At 39.0% G+C, this 5266-nt stretch carries 4 protein-coding genes; all 4 read left to right on the forward strand.

Going from position 1 to position 5266, the window contains the following annotated elements; translation table 11 throughout:
• The first annotated feature begins 677 nt into the window (after positions 1 to 677).
• The 4 genes from E1176_RS06980 to E1176_RS06995 all read left to right on the forward strand — a co-directional run bounded on the left by E1176_RS06980 (position 678) and on the right by E1176_RS06995 (position 4266).
• Entirely contained in the window at positions 678 to 1457 is a 780-nt protein-coding gene (locus E1176_RS06980) for a helix-turn-helix domain-containing protein (protein ID WP_185152680.1), read from the forward strand.
• Positions 1458 to 1599: 142 nt separating this feature from the next.
• Positions 1600 to 2712 carry a nuclear transport factor 2 family protein gene (locus E1176_RS06985; RefSeq protein ID WP_155209886.1) on the forward strand — a complete coding sequence of 371 codons (1113 nt, stop codon included), beginning with the start codon at positions 1600 to 1602 and terminating at the stop codon, positions 2710 to 2712.
• A gap of 430 nt (positions 2713 to 3142) precedes the next feature.
• A complete protein-coding gene (locus E1176_RS06990; protein ID WP_155209887.1) occupies positions 3143 to 3616 on the forward strand; it encodes a nuclear transport factor 2 family protein in 474 nt (157 codons plus the stop codon).
• A 134-nt stretch (positions 3617 to 3750) separates the two neighbouring features.
• Positions 3751 to 4266, forward strand: coding sequence for a hypothetical protein (locus tag E1176_RS06995; protein WP_155209888.1), 516 nt, complete (start codon positions 3751 to 3753; stop codon positions 4264 to 4266).
• The last annotated feature ends 1000 nt before the right edge of the window (positions 4267 to 5266 follow it).

Raw genomic sequence — 5266 nt, forward strand, 5'->3', positions numbered from 1 at the left:
ACCCTGAATCAAGTTCAGGGTGACAGTATAATAAATTGATCCCCCCTTTTCCCGTACAGGTCATTCCGAGGAATCGAGGCCTGCCTGCTGGTATGGCAGGGATCTTTGAACTAGGGCTCAAATACTGAAGTAGGATGCAGTATTCATAATACGACTTGCAATGCGACTGAGTAAGTTATTTCACTGCGCTCAGCATGACCTGAGGAAAGTTTAGTATCGCAGTCGTCAGACCACTCGAAGTGGTCAGACGACTTATTGACAGTGGTATCCTTCTTTCGTCAGAATGACCTTTGATTAAGAGTTCTCACAAGAAAATTGATAAGCTGAAGTACAAATTGAATATTAGCCTAACCCGATACACATGAATGTCGTAAAATTGCAGGTCTGTATTAAACTACAAAACCAAATAAGTGGGTTTCGACAAGCAACTTTTATTTTTCTTTAGTGCATTAGGTGCATTCAATAGTTCATTACTAAGTCTATATTTTCTATTCTTTGCTAGGCCCAGACATAGTTCAAACCATTTTCTGGGCGGTCTGCTATTGGTTCTGAGTATAAGAATATGGAAGTCACTGTTTTTCTACTTTAACCCCGACTTAGCTAAAGTTTACCTGCAGATTGGTCTATCAGCTTGTTTTTTAATAGGTCCGATGCTTTATTTCTACATAAAGTCTAAAGTGAGTAAACAAGATAGTATCCATGCCAAATGGTACTGGCAAATAGGCGCATGGTTAGTATTGGTAATCATTATAGGGTTTATTTATCCTTATGCTACATATCCTGAGCTTTGGGGAGGCGCTTTTTACAAAATAATCAATTATCAATGGCTGGGTTTTATAATCTTATCCTCCCTGGCCTTAAAACAGACTTTTCAAAAAGCCATCGCTAAAAATCAAAAGCTAAGCTACCACGACATATGGTTGCTCAGCGTATTTTTTGGTGTCACAATTATTTGGTTGGCCTATTTCACGGCTTCTTATACTTCTTACGCACTTGGTGCCCTTTCTTTCTCTTTTGCTCTTTATTTGTCGGTTTTACTATTGATTTATAAGCGAAAGCAAAGCTTTGTATCGGTTGAGAAGAAGGAGAAATATGCCAGCAGCAAAATAGCTTCAGACGAAGCCACAGACCTATTAAAAAAATTAGATCAAACGCTTACTGAGCACAAGCTATATACCAATCCCAACCTCACCCTAAGCCAGCTGGCCAGTGCGCTAAAAGTAAAACCTCATCTTTTATCACAGCTACTCAACGACAACCTCAGCAAGAGTTTTTCTCAGTACATCAACGAATACAGGGTTAGAGAGGCCAAGTTACTATTGCAAACGGAGGGTAACTTAAAGATGGAAATTATTGCTGAAAAAAGCGGCTTTAACTCTAACAGCACTTTTTATGCAGCTTTTAAGAAAGTCACAAACACCACACCCGCCAAATTCACTCAAAGTGTAAATCACTGAGATAAACGCACTAAGCGCATAACTTTCCAATGGTTGTAGCCTCCGATTTTATAAATCAGGAATTTGAAAACATAATTCCTGAAGAGTTATAAGCTCGCTTCGAGATATTATTGCTGAAGATCAAATTCAAAATATAATATCTATGAAACACATTAGTTTAATTCTCATTTTCAGCTTTACAATTCTGTCACTATTTGCACAAAGCGATAAGGTAGCAGTCAGATCTGCACTGCAAAACTATATCGATGGCACGTCTTACAACCAAACTGCACTTATAGGAAAGGCATTTTACCCAGAGGCCAACCTCTATTTAGAAAAGAAAGACCTACCACTCTGGACTGTGCCAAGCAGTGAATACATCGGTTGGTTCAAAAATGGTGATCAGGGTAAGTTTAATGGCCGTGTCGGCAATATTTTATCGATAGAATATTTTAACTCGATTGCTATAGCCAAAGTAGAAATACTAATTCCGTCAAAAGAACTACGGTACATCGATATGTTTTTACTTAAGAAAATCGATAACGAATGGAAAATCATTAGCAAGTCTGCCAGTAGTGAAAAAAGCAACCAAAGTGGTGACCGAATATTATTTATAGTTTCTAACGCGCATTATCATGGTAGCTCAAGCCTGGCTACCGGCAATAGTTTTTCAGAAATTGTAAATGCTTATGACACCTTTAAGAAAGCTGGCTACACGGTTGATTTTGTTAGCCCTGAAGGTGGCAGCGTACCTCTGGCGTATATCAATACCTCTGATTTGCTTCATAAGAAATACCTTTACGATCCGGATTTTATGTATGCATTAAAAGAAACCAATGCACCGGATGCCATTAGACCTGAAAATTACAAAGCCGTACATTACATTGGAGGTGGGAGTGCCATGTATGGGGTACCAGAGAGCACTGCCATTCAGAAAATTTCTATGGAGATTTATGAAAAGCACAAGGGTATTATATCATCGGTTTGCCACGGCACGGCTGGTATCGTACATCTGAAAACCAAAGATGGCCGCTATCTTGTTGAGGACAAAATCGTAAGCGGTTACCCGGATGCTTATGAAAAGGAAGGAGCTGAATATTATGAGCAATTCCCATTTCGCATTCAGGAAACAATACTATCCCGTGGTGGAGATTTTAATTATTCACCAAGAAATACGCCACATATCGAAGTAGATGGCAGGGTAATAACAGGTCAGAATTACTTATCATCAAGCCTTGTCGCACAAAAAATCATCGAGAAGCTGGAAAAGCGGTAATTGGATATGGACATCTGCTTTTTAGTGGTCAATTCAATAAGAACTGTCATTCCGGACTTGATCCGGAACCACTCCAAAAGCATTGTCATTCCGGACTTGATCCGGAATCTCTATAAAAATAACTACTGAAATTAAGGGACCCTGAATCAAGTTCAGGGTGACAGTATAGTGAGAGAATGGCAGTTCTTAAAAGGTTAAAAGATCCCTCCACAAGGTCGGGATGACGTGAGAAGAGTAAAGATGCTAACACTCTTTAACATAAGTCCTTTATTTAATAGCGAATCATGAATTTACAATGTTGAATACTGAAGTAATACTCTGAGTTCTATGTTCTTAATTCATAACTCAAAATACAAAATTGCTAATTTGTTATTCAGAGTTCTCTATGAGTTACTGCAACCTTCATAGCAAATAATAGGTAAACTCATTTATGAGCACTTCCAAATTTTTATTCATCGCCTTCTTTATTCAATTTGTATCAACCTATACCCTTGCGCAAGATGATTGGTCAGCCGAGCAGCAAGAAATCATTGCTGCTATTCATAAACTTTCTGCCACTACTGCCCCGGATGGTGCAGGTGCAGATGCTTATGGTCAGTATCTGGCTGATGATTTTAGCCGTTGGACGGTCGGAAGCGAAATGTTAAATAATAAAACAGACTGGGTTGAGGGCATACGAGAGTGGTTCAATGATGGCTGGCGTGTTTCTGACAGACAGCAACAAATCCTTGAAATAGACATTGTAGGTAACATGGCGCACCTGAGGAGAATTGTCTCTGAAACGTATCTCGGACCGGATGGTGATGTTTCTTCTTCTAAAGCTGCCCTGGCAGAGGTGTGGGCTAAGCGAGACAACCAGTGGCTACTTTACAAGGTCAATGTACACCCAATACCTAATAAATAAGGGCTTTGTATATATTTTGAGTAATACAGCCACTTAAAAGTGTTTAATTCTACTTTTTAATTGTGAAAACGTTATGATTGCAGGCCAATTACAAAAATTCTTTATCCATTTTATTTAAAAGCTCAGTATATCTCGTGAAACAGCTCCTTTCATTTATTATTTGCCTTGTCATTATTTCATCTTGCCGGGTAGTAGACCGAAAACCCACTTCTCCTGAAGACTTGAAGCTTGAGGCTAAAGAATTTTCTCTTTCAATTGTACAGACCTATTTCTCTGAAGATTGTGATAAATTTTACAACGCTATGTCAGACTCTCTCCTAGTTATGGACGGATATGGCATAGTTCCTAAAACTATGATTAAAGGTCACTTTTGCCAAAGTCTTAAGAAAGCCATTATTAATAAAGAGAAAACCTTTGAAGATTATTTAGAGAAGTATTCAATCGAGATTCTGACACACGAGGAGATCGAGACTAAGTATTCAATGACTTTACCTGAGTACTTTAAACCCGAGGATCAAAATTATTTCTTTATCGGGGCAGGTTTAAAAGAAGGCGTGGATGATTCTGAAGATTTCACTTGGGATGACATGTTTATTTTTGTGATCGGCAAGAAAAATCAAATCTGGAAAATTACAGGCGTGAGCGGGTAAGGAATGGTTGAAAAATGTTTGTCTTAACATCCTTAGAGTCCTCTACGAGTGACTCCGAAGGGGCTGAATACTATAGAATACATCGTCATTCCGGACTTGATCCGGAATCTTTATAAACTAGTGATATGATTTAAGAGACCCTGAATCAAGTTCAGGGTGACAACACATTTTATAATTAGTCGTCAGACGCCTCTATGATCAGTTAATGATAATTTAGATATGCTTCGCTATCGCTCTGCATGACGCTCGCCCTACCAGTCATCCCGAGGAATCGAGGGATCTTTGCAAAAGATAATAAGTTCCCTCCACAAGGTCGGGATGACAGGGAGAAAGATCATCACTCAAAATCTATCGTCATTCCGGACTTGATCCGGAATCTTGTTAAAAGAACCACTCAAATTAAGGAGACCCTGAATCAAGTTCAGGGTGACAGCATAGTAAAAGCAGATCTGTGATTTTAATATCGAATATTGAATTTACAGTGTTGAATGCTGAAGTAATACTCCTACACTCTATATGACTTAGTAAGATTCTTCCTTCGTCAGAATGACCTAAAGGAAAAAGCATTATTACAGCTGCATTCATTCAAAACGCTTTCGTCATTACGGACTTGATCCAGAATCTTTTTAATAGAACCACCCAACCCAAAGAGCTGAAAGATGCCATCACTCCAAGTGATGGCATCTTTTCCCATACACGTCATTCCGAGGAATCGAGGCCTGCCTGCCGCTATGGTAGGAATCTTTGAATAAAAACGCACCAACTGACTTCTATATTCAAAATTCAAAATTCAACATTGCTAATTGCTATTCAGAGTCCTCTACGAGTGACTCTGAGGGGATGAAATACAAAATACATCGTCATTCCGAGGAATCGAGGAATCTTTGAATAAAAATGCCCCCAATTTAAGAGACCCTGAATCAAGTTCAGGGTGACAGCATAGTAAGAGAATGGTAGTTCTTAAAAGGTGAAAAGATCCCTCCACAAGGTCGGGATGACG

Source organism: Fulvivirga aurantia, from assembly GCF_009711475.1.
In the GTDB taxonomy this organism is placed as follows: domain Bacteria; phylum Bacteroidota; class Bacteroidia; order Cytophagales; family Cyclobacteriaceae; genus Fulvivirga; species Fulvivirga aurantia.

Bases quoted from the DNA above. Each gene is read 5' to 3' on its own strand.
- E1176_RS06985 (WP_155209886.1), top strand. From the start codon at position 1,600: ATGAAACACATTAGTTTAATTCTCATTTTCAGCTTTACAATTCTGTCA.
- E1176_RS06990 (WP_155209887.1), top strand. From the start codon at position 3,143: ATGAGCACTTCCAAATTTTTATTCATCGCCTTCTTTATTCAATTTGTA.